This window comes from Variovorax sp. WDL1 (assembly GCF_001541225.1).
GTDB lineage: Bacteria > Pseudomonadota > Gammaproteobacteria > Burkholderiales > Burkholderiaceae_C > Variovorax.
This window is the reverse complement of sequence record NZ_LMTS01000056.1, coordinates 38280-41203: the sequence shown is the minus strand read 5'-3', so window position 1 is coordinate 41203 and position 2924 is coordinate 38280. Positions and strand designations below refer to the sequence as shown.

General features: G+C 65.9%; 2 protein-coding genes. Both read right to left on the bottom strand.

Going from position 1 to position 2924, the window contains the following annotated elements; translation table 11 throughout:
• On the bottom strand, nt 1-309 hold a 309-nt coding region (locus tag APY03_RS43465), incomplete at its 3' end, for a biotin/lipoyl-containing protein (RefSeq protein WP_332307380.1).
• 42 nt (nt 310-351) lie between these two features.
• Nucleotides 352-2924 (bottom strand): 2-oxoglutarate dehydrogenase E1 component (locus APY03_RS08715; protein ID WP_232324197.1); only part of this gene is annotated, 2573 nt, incomplete at its 5' end.

Sequence of the window (2924 nt, the reverse complement as noted above, 5' to 3'; positions counted from 1 at the left end):
GGGTGTCGGCGCGGGTGCGGCGGCAGGCGCCGCCGGTGCGGCGGCGGGCGCGGCGGCTCCGGCCTTGGCGTCGGTGTCGATCTTCGCGATCACCTGCTCGGCGACGACCGTGGCGCCGTCGCCGGCGACGATCTCGGCCAGCACGCCGGCGGAAGGTGCCGGCACCTCCAGCACGACCTTGTCGGTCTCGATCTCGATCAGGATTTCATCGACGGCGACAGCTTCGCCGGGCTTCTTCTTCCATTGCAGCATCGTGGCCTCGGCCACGGACTCGGACAACTGGGGGACTTTGACTTCAACGATGGACATTTTGGTATTCGCTTCGCTTCGTGTTTCTTGAGTGAGGTTGTTCTACTTGGTCAGCACGAAGCCCTTGAGCTTGGCAAAGGCGCCGTCGACCAGCGCCTTCTGCTGCTCCTGGTGCAGGTGGGAGTAGCCGACCGCGGGCGACGCCGAGGCGGCGCGACCCGAGTAGCCGAGCTTCTGGCCATCCAGCAGGTTCTCGTGGATGTTGTGCTGCACGAAGAACCAGGCGCCCTGGTTCTGCGGCTCGTCCTGGCACCACACCACGTCGACGAGATTGGGGTACTTCTTGAGTTCGGCGCCGAAGACCTTGTGCGGGAAGGGGTAGAGCTGCTCGACGCGGATGATCGCCACGTCGTCGCTGCCCTTCTCCTCGCGCTTCTTCGCCAGGTCGTAGTAGACCTTGCCCGAGCAGGCGATCACGCGCTTGACCTTGTCGGCCTTCAGGTCCTTGCTGTCGGGAATGACGGTCTGGAAGCTGCCCTTGGTGAACTCCGACAGCGGCGAGGTCGCGTCCTTGTTCCGCAGCAGCGACTTGGGCGTCATGATGATCAGCGGCTTGCGCAGGCTGCGCACCATCTGGCGGCGCAGCACGTGGAAGATCTGGCTCGCGGTGGTGGGCTGAACGACCTGCATGTTGGTATCGGCCGACAGTTGCATGAAGCGCTCCAGGCGCGCCGAGCTGTGCTCGGGGCCCTGCCCTTCATAGCCGTGCGGCAGCATCAGGGTGATGCCGTTGACGCGGCCCCACTTGACCTCGCCCGAGGCGATGAACTGGTCGATCACGACCTGCGCGCCGTTGGCGAAGTCGCCGAACTGCGCCTCCCAGACCACCAGCGTGTTGGGGTCGTTCGACGCATAGCCGTATTCGAAGGCCAGCACCGCCTCTTCCGACAGGATGGAGTCGATGACCACGAAGGGCGCCTGGTTGTCTGCCACGTTCTGCAGCGGCACGTAGGTGCCTTCATCGAACTTCTCGCGGTTCTGGTCGTGCAGCACGGCATGGCGGTGGGTGAAGGTGCCGCGGCCGCTGTCCTCGCCCGAGAGGCGCACCGGATAGCCGCTGGCCACCAGCGATGCGAAGGCCATGTGCTCGCCCATGCCCCAGTCGACATTGATTTCGCCACGGCCCATGGCCGCACGGTCGTCCAGCACCTTCTTGACCAGCGGGTGCACGGTGAACTTCTCGGGCGCCTTGGTGATGCGCTCGGCCAGGCGCTTCCACTCCGCCAGCGGAATGGCCGTATCGCCGGCATCCGTCCACTTCTTGTTGAGGAAAGGGCTCCAGTCGACCGCGTACTTGCTCTTGAAGTTGGTGAGCACCGGGTTGGTGGTGTTCTTGCCGGCGTCGAAGGCGGCGCGCTGCGCCTTCACCAGGTCGTCGCCGAGCGTGTCGCCGAGGCCCTGGGCGGCGAGCCGGTCGGCGTAGAGCTTGCGCGTGCCGGGGTGGGCGACGATCTTCTTGTACATCAGCGGCTGGGTCAGCGAGGGGGTGTCCTGCTCGTTGTGGCCCAGCTTGCGGAAGCAGACGATGTCGACCACCACGTCCTTCTGGAACTCCATGCGGAAGTCCAGGGCCAGCTGGGTGGCCAGCACCACGGCTTCAGGGTCGTCGCCGTTCACATGCAGCACCGGCGCCTCGATCATCTTGACGATGTCGGTGCAGTACAGCGTCGAGCGGCTGTCGCGCGGGTCGCTGGTGGTGAAGCCGATCTGGTTGTTGATCACGATGTGCACCGTGCCGCCGGTGGAGTAGCCGCGGGTCTCCGCCAGCGCCAGCGTTTCCATGACCACGCCCTGTCCCGCGAAGGCGGCATCGCCATGCACGATCACGGGCAGCACCTGCTTGCCCAGCGGGTCGGCGCGGCGGTCCATGCGGGCACGCACCGAGCCCTCGACCACCGGGTTCACGATCTCGAGGTGCGACGGATTGAAGGCCAGGCTCAGGTGCACCGGGCCGCCGGGCGTCGAGACGTCGGAGCTGAAGCCCTGGTGGTACTTGACATCGCCACTGGGCAGCTCCTCGGGCGCCGTGTGGTCGAACTCGGCAAACAGGTCGGCCGGCATCTTGCCCAGCGAATTGACCAGCACGTTGAGGCGCCCGCGGTGGGCCATGCCGATCACGATCTCCTGCACACCCTTGGTGCCGGCCTGGTTGATCAGCTCGTCCATCGAGACAATGAAGCTCTCGCCGCCTTCCAGCGAGAAGCGCTTCTGGCCGACGTACTTGGTGTGGAGGAAGCGCTCAAGGCCTTCGGCGGCCGTCAGGCGCTCGAGCACGCGCTTCTTCTCCTCGGTGCTCAGCTTGGGGTTGGTCCGCGCGCTTTCGAGCCGCTGCTGCCACCAGCGCTTCTGCGCCTGGTCGGTCATGTACATGTACTCGGCGCCGATCGTGCCGCAGTAGGTCTCGCGCAGCGCGTTGAGCAGGTCGCGCAGCGACATCGTGTCCTTGCCGAAGAAGGTGTTGCTCGTGTTGAACACCGTCTCGAGGTCGGCATCGGTGAAGCCGTAGAACGAGGGCTCGAGCTCGGGGATCGCCGGGCGCTCCGTGCGCTTGAGCGGATCGAGGTCGGCCCAGCGCGCACCGACGTTGCGGTAGGCGGCGATCAGCTGCTGGACCG